11 protein-coding genes, 2 pseudogenes and 1 riboswitch are annotated in these 16,725 nt (G+C 72.9%); of the genes and pseudogenes, 4 read left to right on the forward strand and 9 right to left on the reverse strand.

Features of this window, described 5'->3' with window-relative positions:
• Positions 1-17 precede the first annotated feature (17 nt).
• Positions 18-2,846: a bifunctional acetate--CoA ligase family protein/GNAT family N-acetyltransferase gene (locus AF335_RS16710; protein WP_102919165.1), complete on the reverse strand. Its 2,829-nt coding sequence runs from the start codon at positions 2,844-2,846 to the stop codon at positions 18-20.
• Positions 2,847-2,966: 120 nt separating this feature from the next.
• On the opposite strand from AF335_RS16710, the gene AF335_RS16715 reads away from it, so the two are divergent.
• Positions 2,967-3,248, forward strand: coding sequence for an HPr family phosphocarrier protein (locus tag AF335_RS16715; protein ID WP_046925618.1), 282 nt, complete (start codon positions 2,967-2,969; stop codon positions 3,246-3,248).
• Positions 3,249-3,387: 139 nt separating this feature from the next.
• Here the strand turns inward: AF335_RS16715 and AF335_RS16720 are convergent, their stop codons facing one another.
• The 4 genes from AF335_RS16720 to AF335_RS16735 all read right to left on the reverse strand — a co-directional run bounded on the left by AF335_RS16720 (position 3,388) and on the right by AF335_RS16735 (position 8,272).
• Complete coding sequence (locus AF335_RS16720) at positions 3,388-4,167, reverse strand: GntR family transcriptional regulator (protein WP_244927054.1); 780 nt, start codon at positions 4,165-4,167, stop codon at positions 3,388-3,390.
• 192 nt (positions 4,168-4,359) lie between these two features.
• Positions 4,360-5,163, reverse strand: a complete 804-nt coding sequence (locus tag AF335_RS16725; protein WP_102919167.1) for a M23 family metallopeptidase — start codon at positions 5,161-5,163, stop codon at positions 4,360-4,362.
• 13 nt (positions 5,164-5,176) lie between these two features.
• Positions 5,177-5,333, reverse strand: a riboswitch (cyclic di-AMP (ydaO/yuaA leader).
• A gap of 195 nt (positions 5,334-5,528) precedes the next feature.
• Entirely contained in the window at positions 5,529-6,896 is a 1,368-nt protein-coding gene (locus AF335_RS16730) for a M16 family metallopeptidase (protein WP_102919271.1), read from the reverse strand.
• A gap of 17 nt (positions 6,897-6,913) precedes the next feature.
• Positions 6,914-8,272: a M16 family metallopeptidase gene (locus AF335_RS16735; protein ID WP_102919168.1), complete on the reverse strand. Its 1,359-nt coding sequence runs from the start codon at positions 8,270-8,272 to the stop codon at positions 6,914-6,916.
• Positions 8,273-8,495: 223 nt separating this feature from the next.
• Here AF335_RS16735 and AF335_RS16740 point away from each other — a divergent pair, with 223 nt between their 5' ends.
• Complete coding sequence (locus AF335_RS16740) at positions 8,496-10,952, forward strand: DNA gyrase/topoisomerase IV subunit A (protein WP_102919169.1); 2,457 nt, start codon at positions 8,496-8,498, stop codon at positions 10,950-10,952.
• 353 nt (positions 10,953-11,305) lie between these two features.
• Here AF335_RS16740 and AF335_RS16745 read toward each other — a convergent pair whose 3' ends face one another.
• The 3 genes and pseudogenes from AF335_RS16745 to AF335_RS16755 all read right to left on the reverse strand — a co-directional run bounded on the left by AF335_RS16745 (position 11,306) and on the right by AF335_RS16755 (position 13,847).
• Complete coding sequence (locus tag AF335_RS16745; RefSeq protein ID WP_102919170.1) at positions 11,306-12,421, reverse strand: CobW family GTP-binding protein; 1,116 nt, start codon at positions 12,419-12,421, stop codon at positions 11,306-11,308.
• Between the two features lie 14 nt (positions 12,422-12,435).
• A pseudogene (locus tag AF335_RS16750) lies at positions 12,436-12,588 on the reverse strand (citrate/2-methylcitrate synthase); the annotation flags it as partial.
• On the reverse strand, positions 12,579-13,847 hold the full coding sequence (locus AF335_RS16755; RefSeq protein ID WP_244927056.1) for an RNA-guided endonuclease InsQ/TnpB family protein: 1,269 nt from the start codon (positions 13,845-13,847) through the stop codon (positions 12,579-12,581). The pseudogene AF335_RS16750 and the gene AF335_RS16755, both read right to left, overlap by 10 nt.
• 124 nt (positions 13,848-13,971) lie before the next feature.
• On the opposite strand from AF335_RS16755, the pseudogene AF335_RS16760 reads away from it, so the two are divergent.
• A pseudogene (locus AF335_RS16760) lies at positions 13,972-14,577 on the forward strand (citrate/2-methylcitrate synthase); the annotation flags it as partial.
• Positions 14,578-14,661: 84 nt separating this feature from the next.
• Positions 14,662-15,579, forward strand: coding sequence for a ferredoxin family protein (locus AF335_RS16765; protein WP_102919171.1), 918 nt, complete (start codon positions 14,662-14,664; stop codon positions 15,577-15,579).
• A gap of 39 nt (positions 15,580-15,618) precedes the next feature.
• Here the strand turns inward: AF335_RS16765 and AF335_RS16770 are convergent, their stop codons facing one another.
• Positions 15,619-16,692 (reverse strand): ABC transporter substrate-binding protein, encoded by a 1,074-nt coding sequence (locus AF335_RS16770; protein WP_102919172.1) that lies wholly within the window; start codon positions 16,690-16,692, stop codon positions 15,619-15,621.
• Positions 16,693-16,725: the final 33 nt, after the last annotated feature.

The raw sequence follows: 16,725 nt of genomic DNA on the forward strand, positions 1-16,725 counted from the left end.
CCGGTGGCGGCGGGCCGTCAGTAGGCCGGGAGGCTGCGCGGGCCCAGGTCGGTGCGGGCCGGGGGCGGGGCGAGGCGGATCACGGCGCCGAGCACATGGACGCCCCGGGGTGCGACGATCACCGGCTCCAGGTCGGCGCCGACGACCTCGGGGTGGTCGTCGACCAGGCGGGAGACGCGGAGCAGCAGCTCCTCCAGGGCCCGGGTGTCGACGGGGGTGCTGCCGCGCCAGCCGAAGAGGAGCGGGGCGGTGCGGATCGAGCGGATCTGCTCCGCGGCGTCCCGGTCGGTGACGGGCACGAGGCGGTGCGCGGTGTCGCCGAGCAGCAGGGAGGGCGCCCCGGCGAGACCGAAGGAGAGGACGGCGCCGGCGGCGGGGTCGATGACGGCGCGGACGACGGTGTCGACGCCGCGCGGGGCCATCGACTGGACGACGAAGCGGGTCTCCTCCGGCTTGCCGAGGAGCTCGGTCAATTCGGCGTAGGACCGGCGGAGTTCCGTCTCGCCGCCCAGGTCGAGCCGGACGCCGCCGAGGTCGGCGCGGTGGCGCAGGTGCGGGGCGGTGGGCTTGAGGGCGACGGGGAAGCCGAGCCGCCGGGCGGCCCGGACGGCGGTGTCGGGGTCGGGCGCGGGCAGCGCCGGCAGCACGGCGATGCCGTACCGGGCGAGCAGCCGCTGGGTGTCGGCGGCGGAGAGGGTGACGGCGCGGGGGTCCGCGGGCTCCGGGAGCGGGCCGCCGGGCAGGGCGCCGTGGGCGGCGAGCAGGACGTCGATGTCGGCGGCGGCGCCCGCCTCGTCGATGTCGTCGTATTCGGGCACCTTGCCCGGCTCAGCGGCCAGCCGGCGCCAGCGCGCGTACCGCACGGCCTCGGCCAGGGCGCGCACGGCGCGCTCGGCGGCGGGGAAGGCGGGGATCCGGACGGCGGGGGCCGGGTGCCCGCGGTCCTCGCCGCGTTCGTCGTCATCGGCTTCGGCTTCGCCGGTGGGGCCGGGGGCCGGTGCCGCGAGGGCCTCGGCGAGGCCCGGGATCTCCAGGTGGACCACCGTCACCGGCTTCGCCGCCGGGGAGGCGGCCACCGCGGTGCGCAGCGCCGTGGCGAGGTCGGCCGCGGACGCCTCGCCGACCCAGGGGATGGCGGTGACGACGACGGCGTCGCACTCGTCGTCCGCCAGGGCCAGGGCGAGGGCGGCGCGGAAGTCCTCCGGCTCGGCGGCGGTCGACAGGTCGTACGGCGGCTGGGGGCGCAGGCCGTCGGTCAGACAGGCGTCGTAGGTGAGGAGGGCCAGGGACTCGGAATTGCCGAGGATGGCGACGCGGGGGCCGGCCGGCAGCGGCTGGGAGGCGAGCAGCAGCCCGGTGTCGGCCAGCTCGGTGACGGTGTCGACGCGGATGACGCCGGCCTGCCGCAGCAGGTCGGAGACGGTGGCGTCGGGGATGCGGGTGGAGGGGACGGCGTGGCCGGTGGGGGCGGCGCCGCCGTGCCGGGCGCCCTTGACGACGACGACCGGCTTACGGGCCGCGGTGCGCCGGGCGAGCCGGGCGAACTTGCGGGGGTTGCCGATGGACTCCAGGTACATGACGACGACGTCGGTGTCCGGGTCGTCGTGCCAGTACTGGAGGAAGTCGTTGCCGGAGACGTCGGCGCGGTTCCCGGCGGAGACGAAGCTGGAGACGCCGACCAGGCCGGCGGCGCGCCGGTGCAGCCCGGAGAGCAGGGCGATGCCGATGGCGCCGGACTGGCTGAAGAGGCCGAGCCGGCCGGCGGCGGGCAGCTCGGGCGAGAGCGAGGCGTTGAGCCGGACGCCGGGGGCGGTGTTGATCAGGCCGAAGGCGTTGGGGCCGATGAGGCGCATGCCGTACGAGCGGGCCTGGCGGACCAGCTCGCGCTGGCGGTCGCGGCCGTCGGCGCCGCTCTCGGCGTAGTCGGCGGAGAGGACGACGAGCCCCTGGACGCCGTGCTCGCCGCACTCGGCGACGACGGAGGGGACCTGCTCGGCGGGGACGGCGACGACGACGAGGTCGACCGGGCCGGGGATGCCGAGGACCGAGCGGTGGGCCGGCACGCCCTCGGGCTCCAGGACGGAGGCGCCCTCGGGGAAGGCGCGGTTGACCGCGTACAGACTCCCGGTGAATCCGCCCTCGCGCAGATTGCGCAGCACGGCGCGGCCCATCCCGCCGGGCTCGCGGCCGGTGCCGACGACGGCGACGGAGCCGGGGGCGATCAGGCGGTGGACGGAGCGGGCCTCGGCGCGCTGCTCGCGGGCGCGCTGCACGGCGAGGGAGCGGTCGGTGGGCTCCAGGTCCAGCTCCAGGCGGACGACGCCGTCCTCGAAGCTGCGCTTCTGGGTGTAGCCGGCGTCCGTGAACACCTTGATCATCTTGGTGTTGGCGGGCAGCACCTCGGCGGCGAAGCGCCGGATGGAGCGCTCGCGGGCGACGGCCGCGATGTGCTCCAGGAGGGCGGAGGCGACGCCGCGGCCCTGGTGGGCGTCCTGGACGAGGAAGGCGACCTCCGCCTCGTCGGCCGGGCCGGAGGAGGACTGGCCGCGGGCGTCGATGCGGTCGTAGCGGACGGTGGCGATGAATTCGCCGCCGACGGTGGCGGCGAGGCCGACCCGGTCGACGTAGTCGTGATGGGTGAAGCGGTGCACGTCCCGGTCGGAGAGGCGGGGGTAGGGGGCGAAGAAACGGTAGTACTTCGACTCGTCCGAGACCTGTTCGTAGAAGCTGACCAGCCGCCCGGCGTCGTCGGCCGTGATGGGGCGGAGGTGCGCGGTACCGCCGTCGCGCAGCACCACGTCGGCTTCCCAGTGGGCCGGATACACCTGCTCGGACGGCGTCTGCATGGGGCCAGCGTAAGGCCGGGCACCGACAAGCCGCCCAGGGCCGACCGGGGTGCACGGGAGCACCGTCACCCCTGTGCAACACTGGTCTAGACAACTCCTTACGACTTGAAGGGCAACACCATGGCTGAGCGCCGCGTCAACGTCGGCTGGGCCGAGGGCCTGCACGCCCGTCCGGCGTCGATCTTCGTTCGTGCGGCGACCGCCGCCGGCGTCCCGATGACGATCGCCAAGGCCGACGGCAACCCCGTCAACGCCGCCTCCATGCTGGCCGTGCTGGGCCTGGGCGCCCAGGGTGGCGAGGAGATCGTGCTCGCGTCCGACGCCGAGGGTGCCGAGGCCGCCCTGGACCGTCTGGCGAAGCTGGTCGCCGAGGGCCTCGAGGAGCTCCCGGAGACCGTCTGATTCACGGGAATCGCGCGCGGCGGGGCCGCGGTGGCCGGGAGAGGCCACCGCGGCCCCGTTGTCGTTCCCGGACCGGTTTCCCGGTGCGTGCCGCCGGGGAATTCCGGCGTTCCCGCCGGGCGGGAATAGCAGCCAATTGTTAAGAACGTGCGCTCGCCGTGTGCACGGATTGTTTCGGGGATTGTTTTCCGTGCCGCCCGTCCGTACGGCCCGGGTCGCGGTCCGGGGTCCGCTCCGGGTCCCGGGGGCGCCGCGGCCCGGCGGCGGCCCGCAGCCGGTAGGCGCCGGGGGCCCGCTCGGCGCGGGCCTCGGCGAGCGTCCGCGCCCGGTCGGCGTCCCCGCGCGCGACGGCGTCGACCAGGGCCGCGCAGGTGCCCCACGCCTCCACCGGCCGGGCCGGCGGCTCCGGCACGTACACCCAGGAGATCTTGAGCCGGAGCTGGGTGAGCAGGGCGGCCAGGCTGGGGCTGCCGGACGCCTGGGCGAGCGTCTCGTCGAACCAGTCGTCCAGCGGGCGCAGCTCGCCCGCACGGCCGCCGCGGGCGCGCTCCTGGCCGAGCCTGACCAGCCCGCGCAGCACCTTCAGGTGCGCCTCCGTGCGGCGCTGGGCGGCGCGTGCGGCGCCCAGCGGCTCCAGCAGCGCGCGGACCTCGATGAGGTCGGCCGCCTCCTGCTCGGTGGGCTCGGCGACACAGGCGCCCGCGTGCCGGCGGGTGGTCACGAACCCTTCGGAGGCGAGGGTGCGCAGTGCCTCGCGGACGGGCACCCGGGAGACGCCGTACCGGCGGGCGAGGACCTCCTCGGTGAGCCGGCCGCCGGGTGGGAAGACGCCCGTGACGATGTCGTCGCGGATCGCCGTGCAGACCGCGTGCGCCGAAATGCGGCCGCCGTTCGGTGCCGCTTTACCATCGCCGTTCACGTACGGCCCCGCATGGGTGAACCTCCGCATTGACCCCCGCGAAACGCGGCCGATTGACGCCTGGTCAATGACTCTATTGCAGCGGCCCGCGATTTCCGATGGCACCGAAGATTTCATCGATATGTTTTGGCCAACACGAAGGCCCCGGCCGGGGGCCGGGGCCTTCGTGGAACGACGCGGTGCGCGCGAGGGTCAGATGCCGACGCCGTGCGAGCGCAGGTACTCCACCGGGTCGATGTCGGAGCCGTAGGAGGGGCCGGTGCGGGCCTCGAAGTGCAGGTGCGGGCCGGTGACGTTGCCGGTGGCGCCGGAGATGCCGATCTCCTGACCCGGGGTCACCGTCTGGCCGGCGCTGACGCCGATGGACGACAGGTGGCCGTACTGGGTGTAGGTGCCGTCGTTGTGCTTGATGACGACGTTGTTGCCGTAGGCGCCGCCCCAGCCGGCCTCGACGACGGTGCCCGCGCCGACGGCGTGGACAGACGTGCCGGATTCGGCGTGGAAGTCGACACCGGTGTGGCTGCCGGACGACCAGAGGCCGCTGGACGCCTTGTAGGAGGTCGAGACGTACGAGCCGTCGATCGGCGACACGTAGGCGTTGAGCTTCTTGCGCTCTTCCTCGCGGGCGACGCGCTCCCGCTCCTTGCGCTCGGCCTCGGCCTTGCGGGCGGCCTCGTCCGCGACCTTCTTGGTCGCGGCGGCCTGCTGGCGGGCCTCGGCCTCGGCGTGCAGCCGGGCGCTGGCCTCGTCGGCGGAGCTGCGCTGGACCTCGGCCTGCTCGCCCACGCGGTTGGCGGTGTCCTCACCGATGACGATGGCCTGGGTGAGGCCGGTGTCCTCGGTGCGCGGGGCGTCGTCGGTGGCGGCGAGCGCGGGGGCGGCGAAGCCGGCGACGACGCCGGTGGCCGTCAGGGTGGCTATGCCCGCGATGTTCGCGCCGGTGCGCACGGCGCGGCTCGGACGACGGTGCTTCCCGGTGGCACGAGTGAACGCCATAGGTGCGGCTATTCCTTTCCTTCCCTCTCGCCTACCGGGTTAGCTGACGGGTTCGGAGCAGGAAGGTCTCCTACGGCGCCCTCCGGAAAGGGAACCGATTCACCCCAGGGGACATGTGGGTCCCCGGCTCCCCTGGCTCGCGCCGTACGGGGACTCGGCGATGGTTGCCCGGGGCCGCGGATGCGACTCACATCTGACGGACAACCGCCCTGACGCTAAACGGCGCCCGATTCGAACGGCAAACAGAACTCATGTTTTGTGGCGTACGCCACACACCAGACGTGCAACCACTCCACTAAATCGGACATAAGGGAGGCGCGTGGGTCTCGCCGACCCCACGCGCCTCCCCGCACCCTGATAAAGCGTCAGCCGGTGACGACCGTCACCTCGCCGATGCCCAGCGCCTTCACGGGCTCCTCGATCTGCGCGGCGTCACCCACCAGGATCGTCACCAGCCGGTCGACCGGGAACGCGCTGACCGCGGCCGCCGTGGCCTCCACCGTGCCGGTCGCCGCGAGGCGTTCGTAGAGATGCGCCTGGAAGTCGTCCGGGAGGTGCTGCTCGACCTGGTCGGCCAGCGTGCCCGCGACGGCCGCCGCCGTCTCGTACTTCAACGGCGCGACGCCGACGAGGTTCTGCACCGCCACGTCGCGCTCGGCGTCCGTCAGGCCCTCGGCCGCGAGGGTGCGCAGCACGGTCCACAGGTCGTCGAGAGCCGGGCCGGTGGACGCGGTGTCCACCGAACCGCTGATGGCGAGCATGGCCGCGCCCGTGCCGTCCGGCGTGGAGCGCAGCACCTGGCCGAACGCCCGGACGCCGTAGGTGTAGCCCTTCTCCTCGCGCAGGACGCGGTCCAGGCGGGAGGTGAGGGTGCCGCCGAGGCAGTAGGTGCCGAGCACCTGGGCGGGCCAGACGCGGTCGTGCCGGTCGGCGCCGATCCGGCCGATGAGCAGCTGGGTCTGGACGGCACCGGGCCGGTCCACGATGACCACGCGGCCCTTGTCGTCCGCCGTGATGGGCGGGGCCTGCCGGGGGGCGGCCGGGGAGCCCGTCCAGGCGCCGAGGGTGTCGGCGAGCGCGGCGTCCAGGTCGACGCCGGTGAAGTCGCCGACGACCACGGCCGTCGTGGTGACGGGACGGACGTGCGCCTCGTAGAAGGCCCGGACGGCGGCCGCGTCGATGCGCTCGACGCTCTCCTCGGTGCCCTGACGGGGGCGGGACATCCGCGAGTCGGCCGGGAAGAGCTGCGCCGAGAGGGCCATGGCCGCCCGGCGGGCGGGGTTGGCCAGCTCGTGCGGGATCTCGTCCAGGCGGTTGCGGACGAGCCGCTCGACCTCGCCGTCGGGGAAGGCGGGGGCGCGCAGCGCGTCGGCGAGCAGGCCGAGCGCCTTCACCAGCCGGGAGGCCGGGACCTCCAGGGAGATCCGGACGCCCGGGTGGTCGGCGTGCGCGTCGAGGGTGGCGCCGCACCGCTCCAGCTCGGCGGCGAACTCCTCGGCCGTCAGCTTGTCGGTGCCCTCGGAGAGGGCACGCGCCATGATGGTGGACACGCCGTCGAGGCCGGCCGGCTCGGCCTCCAGGGGCGCGTCGAGGTTGATCTCGACGGCGACGACCTGCTGGCCGGGGCGGTGGCAGCGCAGCACCGTGAGGCCGTTGGGCAGCTGACCGCGCTCGGGGGCCGGGAAGGCCCACGGCGTGGCCGGGCCGGGCTGGGGCTGCGGGTGGAAGGTCATGGTGGCCGCGGCGTCGCTCACTGGGCCGTCTCCGTCTCTTCAGCGTCTTCGGCGGTCACATCGGCCTCGGCGGCCTCGGGGGCGGTCGGTTCGTACACCAGCGCCGCGCGGTTGTCGGGGTGCAGCCTGGCCTCGGCGACCGCCCGCACCTCCTCCGGAGTGATGTCCAGCACGCGCTCCACGGCGGTCAGGGCGAGCTGCGGGTCGCCGAAGAGCACGGCGAAGCGGCACAGTTCGTCGGCGCGGCCGCTGACGGTGGCGAGCCGGTCCAGCCACTCGCGCTCCAGCTGGGCCTGGGCGCGCTCCATCTCCTCCGGGGTCGGGCCCTCGGCGGCGAAGCGGGCCAGCTCGTCGTCGACGGCGGCCTCGATGTCCGGGACCTCCACGCCGCCCGACGCCTTGACGTCCAGCCAGCCGAGCGAGGGCGCGCCCACGAGCCGGAGCAGTCCGAAGCCGGCGGCGACGGCGCTGCGGTCGTGGCGGACGAGGCGGTTGTGCAGCCGGGAGGACTCGCCGCCGCCGAGGACGGTCAGGGCCAGGTCGGCGGCGTCGGCCTCGCGGGTGCCGTCGTGCGGCAGCCGGTAGGCGGCCATCAGGGCGCGCGAGGGCACCTCCTCGCGCACGACCTCGCGCAGCTCCTCGCCCATCACGTCGGGCAGGGTGCCGTCGCGCGGGGGCTGCTTGCCGTCGTGCGCCGGGATGGAGCCGAAGTACTTCTCGATCCAGGCGAGCGTCCGCTCGGGGTCGATGTCGCCCACGACCGACAGCACGGCGTTGCCCGGCGCGTAGTACGTCCGGAAGAAGGCGCGGGCGTCCTCCAGGGAGGCGGCGTCCAGGTCGGCCATGGAGCCGATCGGGGTGTGGTGGTACGGGTGGCCGTCGGGGTAGGCCATGGCCGTCAGCTTCTCGAAGGCCGTGCCGTAGGGCACGTTGTCGTACCGCTGGCGGCGCTCGTTCTTGACGACGTCCCGCTGGTTCTCCATCGACTCCTCGTCGAGAGCCGTCAGCAGCGAGCCCATGCGGTCGGCCTCCAGCCAGAGGGCGAGCTCCAGCTGGTGGGCGGGCATGGTCTCGAAGTAGTTGGTGCGCTCGAAGCTGGTGGTGCCGTTGAGCGAGCCGCCGGCGCCCTGCACCAGCTCGAAATGGCCGTTCCCCTTGACCTGGGCGGAGCCCTGGAACATAAGGTGCTCGAAGAGGTGGGCCAGCCCGGTGCGGCCCTTGACCTCATGGCGCGAGCCGACGTCGTACCAGAGGCAGACGGCGGCGACCGGGGTCAGATGGTCTTCTGAGAGCACCACCCGCAGGCCGTTGGCCAGCCGGTGCTCGGTCGCTGTCAGGCCGCCGGAACCGGCCTGTTGCGTGGCCGTGTGACCCATGGGCATGTACGTCCCTTCGATCGCTTGAAATCTCGCGATGGTCCGCGATGACTCGCGTGATGAACAGTCCTGTCACTGTATGCAAGCGCGCCGACATCTGGCGAAGTTCCCGGGGCGGTCCGCCCTTACGGACGGGTCGCGGTCGGCGATGTCGGTGGGGCGGGCCACAATGGTCGGCGTCAGAACCCTGCCTCGGCAATCGATCGAAGGAGCCGCAGCCGCGATGGCCCGCCGCAGCACGAAGACCCCGCCGCCGGAGAACTTCGAGGAGCGCATCCTCGACATCGACGTCGTCGACGAGATGCAGGGTTCCTTCCTCGAGTACGCCTATTCGGTCATCTACTCCCGGGCCCTGCCGGACGCCCGGGACGGCCTGAAGCCCGTTCACCGCCGCATCCTCTTCCAGATGAACGAGATGGGCCTGCGCCCCGACCGTTCGTACGTGAAGTGCGCCAGGGTCGTCGGCGAGGTGATGGGCAAGCTGCACCCGCACGGCGACGCCTCCATCTACGACGCTCTGGTCCGCATGGCCCAGCCGTTCTCGATGCGGGTGCCGCTGGTCGACGGCCACGGCAACTTCGGCTCGCTGGGCAATGACGACCCGCCCGCGGCCATGCGCTACACCGAGGCCCGGATGGCCTCGGCCACCTCGCTGATGACGGAGTCGATCGACGAGGACACCGTCGACTTCGCGCCCAACTACGACGGCAGCGAGCAGGAGCCCGTAGCCCTCCCCGCCGCCTATCCGAACCTGCTGGTCAACGGCTCGTCCGGGATCGCGGTCGGCATGGCGACGAACATGCCGCCGCACAACCTCGGCGAGGTCATCGCCGCCGCCCGGCACCTCATCAAGCACCCGGGCGCCGACCTCGACACGCTGATGCGGTTCATCCCCGGCCCGGACCTGCCCACGGGCGGCCGGATCGTGGGCCTCGGCGGCGTCCGCGACGCCTACGAGACCGGCCGCGGCACCTTCAAGATCCGCGCCACGGTCGCCGTGGAGAACGTGACGGCCCGTCGCAAGGGCCTGGTCGTGACGGAGCTGCCCTTCACGGTCGGCCCCGAGAAGGTCATCTCCAAGATCAAGGACCTGGTCGGCTCGAAGAAGCTCCAGGGCATCGCCGACGTCAAGGACCTCACGGACCGCTCGCACGGCCTGCGCCTGGTCATCGAGATCAAGAACGGCTTCAACCCCGAGGCCGTCCTGGAGCAGCTCTACAAGCTGACGCCGATGGAGGAGTCCTTCGGCATCAACAACGTCGCCCTGGTCGACGGCCAGCCGCTGACCCTGGGCCTCAAGGAGCTGCTGGAGGTCTATGTCGACCACCGCTTCGAGGTGGTCCGCCGGCGGAGCGAGTTCCGGCGCGGCAAGCGGCGCGACCGGCTGCACCTCGTCGAGGGTCTGCTGGTGGCCCTCATCGACATCGACGAGGTCATCAGAATCATTCGATCGAGCGATAACGCCGCGCAGGCCAAGGAGGCCCTGATCGCGCGGTTCTCCCTCTCCGAGATCCAGACGCAGTACATCCTCGACACCCCGCTGCGCCGTCTGACGAAGTTCGACCGGGTCGAGCTGGAGTCGGAGCGCGACCGCCTGACGGGCGAGATCGAGGAGCTGACCCGGATCCTGGAGTCCGACGCCGAGCTCCGCAAGCTGGTCTCCGGGGAACTGGCGGACGTGGCGAAGAAGTTCTCCACCGACCGGCGCACGGTGCTGCTGGAGTCGGCGGGCGCCCCGGCGTCGGCCGTGCCGCTCCAGGTCGCGGACGACCCGTGCCGGGTGCTGCTCTCCTCCACCGGCCTGCTGGCCCGTACGGCCTCGGGCGAGCCCTTCCCGCCCGGCTCCGGGGAGGCCAAGCGCGTCAAGCACGACGTGATCGCCTCGGCGGTGCCGGCGACGGCGCTGGGCGAGGCGGGCGTGGTGACCTCGGCCGGGCGGCTGCTGCGGCTGCGGGTGATCGACCTCCCGCAGCTGCCGGAGACGGCGGCCGCGCCGAACCTCTCGGGCGGCGCCCAGGTGACGGAGTTCCTGTCGCTGGACGACGGTGAGCGCGTGGTCTGTCTCACCACCCTGGACGAGTCCTCGCCGGGCCTCGCGATCGGCACGGAGCAGGGCGTCGTCAAGCGCGTGGTCCCCGACTATCCGGCGAACAAGGACGAGTTGGAGGTCATCTCCCTCAAGGACGGCGACCGCGTCGTCGGTGCGGTCGAGCTGCGCACCGGTGAGGAGGACCTCGTCTTCGTCACCGACGACGCCCAGTTGCTGCGCTATCCGGCGGGGCAGGTGCGGCCGCAGGGCCGCCCGGCGGGCGGCATGGCGGGCATCAAGCTGACCGCCGGTGCGAAGGTGATCTCTTTCACGGCCGTCGACCCGGCGGCGGACGCCGTGGTGCTCACGGTCGCGGGCGCGGCGGGCACGCTGCTGGGCGCCTCGGAGACGACGGCGAAGCTGACACCGTTCGACCAGTACCCGCGCAAGGGCCGGGCGACGGGCGGCGTGCGCTGCCAGCGGTTCCTGAAGGGCGAGGACTGCCTGGTCCTGGCCTGGGCGGGCCCGGCCCCGGCACTGGCCGCGGGCGCGAACGGCACCCCGGTCGACCTCCCGGAGCCGGACCCGCGCCGCGACGGATCGGGCACGCCGCTGGCGAAGGCGGTGGAGGCGGTGGCGGGGCCGGTGTAGGCGGTCCGTGGCGCGGCCCGGGCGGGCGACGCCCGGGCCGCCGTACGGGGCCCGTAGCCCGTCGGCGCGCGACGGCGGCCGGGTCGCACGTCGACCGGGTCGCACGTCGGCGGCCCGGCGCGCGGAAGGGCGTACGCGTCCGCCCGCCGTGCCGGGCCGTCGGGTGCGCGGGCCGGGGACGACGGCCGCCGGCGCTGTCCTGGGCCAGGACCGTCCGGCGTGCGGGGCCCGGGGCGTCCGTGCCCGGGCCGCGCGCCCGGCGTCTCCGGGCGAGCCCCGGCGTCTCCGGGCGAGCCCCGGCGTCTCCGGGCGAGCCCCGGCTTTCCGGTCCGGCGCCCGGCCGGATCGCGGGGTCAGCCCTGCGCGTACCGCAGCACGCCCCACATCGTGTGCTCCTCCGCGTCCTCCTCGGCCAGGTGCCGGCACGCTTCGAGCCCGGACCGCAGGGCCTCCGGGTCGATGCCCGTGCCGATCAGCACCAGCTCGGTCGGCCCGTCCTCGCCGCGCGCCGCGGGCGTGGCGTAGAAGCGGAGGAAGTCGCCGACGGCGTGCACCTCGTACCGCGTGCGCCGGTGTCCCGCCGCGCCGAAGCGGACGTACCCCTTGATGCGGTAGAGGCCGTCGGGGCGGTTGTCGAGGAAGTCCATGAGCCGGCGCGGGTCCATCGGCCCGTCGGCCGTGAAGGCGACGCTGTCGTAGGCGGCGTGCAGGTGGGCGCCGTGGCCGCAGGCGTCCGCGCAGCCGTCCGTGCAGCCGTCGCCGTGCCCGTCGGCGCCGTGCCCGTGCTCCCGCGCGTCCGCCCGCTCCCGCTCCTCGCGGACGAGGTCCTCGAAGGACAGCTGCCGTATCGCCGCGGTGTCCTCCTCGCGCGGCTTGCGGTCGAAGAGCAGCTCCGGGTCGACCCGCCCGTAGGACGCCTCGACGACGGGCGTGCCGGGGCGGCCGATCCGGCCGAGCTCCTCGCGCAGGGCCCGGCGCGCGTCCTCCGGCACCCGGTCCGCCTTGTTGAGGACGACGAGGTCGGCGAGGGCCAGGTGCCGGTCGATCTCGGGGTGCCGGGCCCGGGTGCCGGCGAACTCGGCGGCGTCCACGACCTCGACCAGTCCGCCGTAGACGATGCTGGTGTTGTCGCTGGCCAGGATCATGCGGATGAGCTCCTGCGGCTCGGCGAGCCCGCTGGCCTCGATCACGATGACGTCGATCCGGGCGGCCGGGCGGGCCAGCCGGTCGAGGAAACCGTCCAGCTCGCTGGTGTCGACGGCGCAGCACAGGCAGCCGTTGCCCAGCGACACCATCGAGTCGACCTGCCCGGCCACGCTCATGGCGTCGATCTCGATGCTGCCGAAGTCGTTGACGACCACGCCGATCCGGCTGCCCCCGCTTCTGCTCAGCAGGTGGTTGAGCAGGGTGGTCTTGCCGGAGCCCAGGAAGCCCGCGAGCACGATGACCGGGATCTGTCGTTTCGCCAACGGGGGCGCCTCCCTCACATGTCGGACGCAGCGGGAACCGGCTGCGGCGGGGGCGGGCCGACATAGCGGGCCGCCGGGCGGATGATCTTCGAGTCCTCCGCCTGCTCCAGGATATTGGCGCTCCAGCCGATCACCCGGGCCGCGCAGAAGGTCGGGGTCAGCTTCTCGGCCCTGAAGGGACCGGGCCTGCCGGCTCGGTCGGGAGGGCGTTGATTACAAGTGGAGCGCGGCCGGCTACCGCGTGGTTCCCCTGCGTCCGGAACCGGCTCGCGCCGGTTCTGGGGCGGTTGACTGCGCCCCGCTGCCACGCAGCCTCGCCGCGATAGGCGATGTTGCGGGAGCCGTTGTGGTCCGCGTGCCGCACGGTCCCGCAGGACCGGCATACGAACCGCGCTTGATCCACCCGGTTGGTCCGGTGGGTGTGCCAGCACTCCGAGCACTGGCGGGAGGTGTTGCGCGGGTCCACGAAGACCACGGGCACACCCGCCCGTCGCGCCTTGTACTCGACGTATGCGCCGAGCTGGGCGAAAGCCCAGGAGTGCAGCCGTGCCCGCTGGTCCTTCTTGGCCGTAACCCTCTGCCGGATACCGCCCAGGTCTTCCAGGGCGATCCCGCGCGAGGTGCGTTCAGCGGTGGCAACGAGCTTCTTGGCGATGATGTGGTTGGTGTTCGCGGCGTGCCGGGCCTCGCGGCGGCGGACACGCTTCAGGACCCGCTTCGCGGACTTGGTCCGCTTCTTCTGCAACTTGGTCCGCAGATCACGCTGCCGCTTGCGGTACCGATTGAGCCCACGCCCGGCCATGATCTGACCGTCACTGGTGGTGGCGATATTGACGATGCCCAGGTCCACGCCGAGGAACCCGTCCGGCTCGAACACCTCGGGCTCTGGCACGTCGATAGTGGCGATGAGGAAAAACATCCCGTCCCGCATCACCAAGTCGGACTCCCCCTTACGGGAAGCCAGCAACTTCATGGTCTGCTCGGAACAGACGAACGGGATGCCCTTCAACCGTCCGGCCACGGTCCAGATCGACACCGTGCGCTGATCGAGGTTCCACGTCAGGATGCGGTCATCGAACGGCTGCGCCGCGTCCTCTCGGAACACGATGGGCTTGGACTCCGCGCGGCGGCGACCCTTCGAACCCTCCGGGCCAAGATTCCCGGCCTTGATATTGCCCTTCAGCGTGGCGTAGGCGTCACAGACCTTCTTCACCACCCGCACAGAGGGCTGGGCCCCGAGGTCGTAGTCAGCCTTGAGCGCGAAGTACACCTCCTTCTGCAACACGTTTCGCCGTTTGAGGCCCTTGGCGAACGCCACCCCGGAAGCGTGGTTCGCGGCCCGGTTGCAAGCACGCAGAGTCGCTGCCAGTGCGTCCGCGTCGTGCGCGGCCACAGGCACCAACTTCACCTGCGCGACAATCTTCACGCAAAACACGCTAGTACGACTCGCCACAGAGAGACAACTTGCCCTCGGAGCCGCGCCGAAGAGAATTCCGCCTCTTCGTGGCCCCGCGTCGAAGGAGCCATTCCCAGAGCTGACGCCCCGGATGCCCGACGCGGCGTCACTGCGGGCCCTGGAGGCCGCCCTCGTGCTGCTCATCGACCACGACCTCGCCGCCTCCACGCTCGCGGTGCGGGTCGCGGCCTCCGCGCGGGCCCACCCGTACGCGGTGGTCTCGGCCGGGCTCGGCGCGCTGGAGGGGCCGCTGCACGGCGCGGCGAGCGGCCTGGCGCACCGGATGCTCACCGAGGTGCTGGAGCGCGGCAGTGCGGCGGCCGTGGTGGCGGACCATCTGCGGGGCGGGCGGAGCGTCCCGGGGCTGGGGCACCGGCTCTACGCGGGCCCGGACCCCCGGGCGCGGGCGCTGTTCGCCCGCCTGGAGTCCGTCCCGGGCGCCCGGGACGCCCTGGCGGCGGCGCGGGAGGTGGAGGCGACGGCGGCCCGGCAGGGCACCCCGCACGCCAACGCCGACCTCGCGCTCGCGGTGCTCACGGTCGCGTCCGGGATGCCCCCGGAGGCGGGCGAGACGGTCTTCGCCGTGGCCCGTACGGCCGGCTGGATCGCCCATGCCCTGGAGGAGTACGCGGAGCGTCCGCTGCGGCTCCGGCCCGTCGGCCAGTACTGCGGCCCGAAACCCCCTCGGGCGATGCCGTGAACGGTTCGTATCGCCCTGCCCGCCACGCCCGTTCGGCCCGATCCGAACATACAATCTACGCCGAGGTAGGTTAGGCTAACCTTCGTGAGTACGTGCGCGACCGCCTCTCGCCGCCTTGCCGAGCCGTTGTCCGGTACCGCGGCCACCGCCCGGACGTGGCTGCTGATCGAGCAGCCCGGCCCGTGGGGCGCCGACGCCCTCACCACCAGCCACCTCGACCCCGCCGTGGGCCGGGCCCTGGCGGCGGCCACCGAGGGCACCGGCGTACGGGTCGCGCTGATCCGGCGCCCCGGCCGGCACGCCGACTGCCACGGGCCCACGACGCAGCGGGTGTTCGCCGCCCACACCGCGCCGGGCCGCTCCTGGGTCCGCACCGCCGCCCTCGCCGACCCGGCGTCCCTGACCTCGCTGGACTTCGCGGCGCTCGGTGCGGGCGAGCACGGCGGCCTGTGGGAGCCGCACACCGGCGAACCGCTGGTCTTCGTCTGCACCAACGGCAAGCGCGACCGCTGCTGCGCCCTGCTGGGCCGCCCGCTGGCCGCCGAACTCGCCGCGACCGGGTCCATCGACACCTGGGAGATCACCCACATCGGTGGGCACCGCTTCTCCCCCACCCTCTTCGTCCTGCCGTACGGCTACGCCTACGGACGGGTCACCGCCCACGAGGTCAAGGACATCGTCGAGGCGGCCCGCGACGGCCGGATCACCACCGGGAACTGCCGCGGCCGCTCGGCCTGGGAGCGCCCGGCGCAGGCCGCCGAGCTGGCGGTGCGCGAGCTCACCGGCGAGGAGGGCGCGGGCGCGCTGGACGTGACGCGGGCGGAGGGACCCGCCCCGCACTGGTCCGTGACCGTCACCCACGCCGACGGCCGCGCCTGGCGGGTCGCGGTGGAGCAGGGCGCCGCCGAGCCGCCCCGGCCCGAGAGCTGCGGCCGGGTGCCCGGCAGCCCGGCCCGGATGGACGTCGCGTCGGTCACCCCGCTGGTGCCCGTCTCCCCTTAGGGAAGCCGTCAGCCGGCTCAGGAAGCCGTCAGACCGACGTCACCCGGCCTTCTTCACGAACTCCGTGGTGTAGGTCTTCTCCAGGTCCACCTTGGCGTTCTTGAGGTTGGGGTTGAAGGACTTGAGCACCTCGTGGACGGTCCTCGGCCCGTCGGCGGGCATCACGCCGTCCGGGGTGAACATCGGCAGCGTGTTCTTCACCGCCTCGACGTACTGTTCCTTGCCGCCCTTCGCGTAGTCCTCCGGCATCTTGGCGGCGATCTCCTCCGGGCTGTGCGTGGACATCCACTTCAGGGTCTTCACGAAGGCGTTGGCCAGCTTCTGCGCGGTCTCCTTGTGGTCGTTCACCCAGCCGGTGTTCATATAGAGGCTCGACGCGGGGTAGAGGCCGCCGAGCGCCGCCCGGGAGCCCTCCGGGGTGCGCATGTCGACGAGCACCTTGCCCGCGTCCTTGGCGAGGATCTGCGCGACCGTCGGGTCGGTCGTCATGCCCGCGTCGATGGAACCCTGCTGGAGCGCGGCGAGGAAGGTCTGGCCGGCGCCGACGGCCACGGGCGTGATGTCGCTCACCTTCACCCCGTTCTTGACCGCCAGATACTTCGTCAGGAAGTCGGTGGAGGAGCCGAGTCCGGTGACGCCGAGCTTCTTGCCCTTGAAGTCCTTGGGCGAGGTGAGGTCCGGTGCCGCCTTCTTGGAGACGATCTCCACCTCGCCCGGCGTCCGGGCCAGCTGCACCACCGACTCCACGTTCTTGCCCTTCACCTGAAGGTCGAGCGTGTGGTCGTAGAAGCCGACGACGCCCTGGACCTCCCCGGAGACGAGCGCGGTGGTGGCCTGCACCCCGGCCGGCTCGCTCAGCAGAACGACCGCCACGCCCTCCTCCTGGAAGTAGCCCAGCCGCTGGGTGAGCACGGCCGGCATGTAGATGACCTTGTCCAGGCCACCGACCATGATCTTGACGGTGTCCCCCTTGGCCGCCTCGGCGGCCTTCTCCGCGGTGTGCGTCGCCGAGGAATCGTCGGCGCACCCGGCGAGGCTCCCCGTGAGGAGGAGGCAGAGTGATCCCGCGGCGGCCGCCGTACGGACGGGGGCGCGCTTGCTGAAGATGGGCATCAAGTTTCCCTACGGTCGGGACGTACGCCGGAA

Source organism: Streptomyces eurocidicus (assembly GCF_002891295.1).
In the GTDB taxonomy this organism is placed as follows: Bacteria; Actinomycetota; Actinomycetes; order Streptomycetales; family Streptomycetaceae; genus Streptomyces; species Streptomyces eurocidicus.

What these genes read in the sequence shown, in the direction of transcription:
- AF335_RS16725 (WP_102919167.1), bottom strand. Translation starts at nt 5,163, where the DNA reads ATGGCGTTCACTCGTGCCACCGGGAAGCACCGTCGTCCGAGCCGCGCC.
- AF335_RS16735 (WP_102919168.1), bottom strand. Translation starts at nt 8,272, where the DNA reads ATGGGTCACACGGCCACGCAACAGGCCGGTTCCGGCGGCCTGACAGCG.
- AF335_RS16740 (WP_102919169.1), top strand. Translation starts at nt 8,496, where the DNA reads ATGGCCCGCCGCAGCACGAAGACCCCGCCGCCGGAGAACTTCGAGGAG.
- AF335_RS16715 (WP_046925618.1), top strand. Translation starts at nt 2,967, where the DNA reads ATGGCTGAGCGCCGCGTCAACGTCGGCTGGGCCGAGGGCCTGCACGCC.
- AF335_RS16770 (WP_102919172.1), bottom strand. Translation starts at nt 16,692, where the DNA reads ATGCCCATCTTCAGCAAGCGCGCCCCCGTCCGTACGGCGGCCGCCGCG.
- AF335_RS16710 (WP_102919165.1), bottom strand. Translation starts at nt 2,846, where the DNA reads ATGCAGACGCCGTCCGAGCAGGTGTATCCGGCCCACTGGGAAGCCGAC.
- AF335_RS16730 (WP_102919271.1), bottom strand. Translation starts at nt 6,896, where the DNA reads ATGACCTTCCACCCGCAGCCCCAGCCCGGCCCGGCCACGCCGTGGGCC.